This is a genomic window from Oleiphilus sp. HI0123 (genome assembly GCF_001635315.1).
In genome coordinates this window covers 1-654 of sequence record NZ_LWGE01000608.1, presented here as the reverse complement: position 1 = coordinate 654, position 654 = coordinate 1, and the positions used below count along the sequence as shown (strand labels likewise).

The 654-nt window shown below is 43.1% G+C and carries 2 protein-coding genes; both read left to right on the top strand.

Annotation, left to right across the window (positions count from 1 at the left end):
- On the top strand, positions 1 to 288 hold a 288-nt coding region (locus A3761_RS05505), incomplete at its 5' end, for a hypothetical protein (RefSeq protein ID WP_156491631.1).
- A gap of 8 nt (positions 289 to 296) precedes the next feature.
- Positions 297 to 654 (top strand): MBL fold metallo-hydrolase (locus A3761_RS05500; RefSeq protein WP_156491630.1); only part of this gene is annotated, 358 nt, incomplete at its 3' end.

Genomic DNA, 654 nt, shown 5'->3' with positions numbered 1-654 from the left:
CAGATCGTCCAACAACACATCCAGGGGCGCCCTCAACGCGAGCAGCAAAGCCGTGAACGCATTGCACGCTTTAACCGCGAACTAAATGACCTTCTGACGGAAATGCAAAAGAATATTCGTAGCATCGCCGTTATTGCTGTTAATTCCAAAATCGAAGCGCCTCGAACTGGCGAACATAGCCCTGTTTTACTCGATATGGCGCATAACGTTGAAGAGATGATCAAGCGCATCCTTTACCATATCGATAAAGCGTTAAAGTTTTTATCTACTAACAATAAACTAATCTAGGCACGCACATGAAATCTCAAGCAATATATCAAGAAAAGCATCAATGGATCTATTTCGGAAGAGACCCTGACAAGCCTGAAAAAATTATTGATTCGAATCAGTTTATGATCGTGAATAATCAACAAGCTGTTTTACTCGATCCTGGCGGTGTTGAGCTTTTTGCTCCTATGTTAAGCTCTGTCGTCAAATACATTCCTTTAGAGCAAATCACTCACTTGTTTGCTTCTCACCAGGACCCAGACATCATTTCGTCTTTGGGTCTTTGGGATCAGGTTATCCCAGATGCGAAACTTCATGGCCCTTGGCTTTGGGAAGGCTTCATACGACATTTCGGCATGAACAATATTTCTTACGAGGCGATACAGG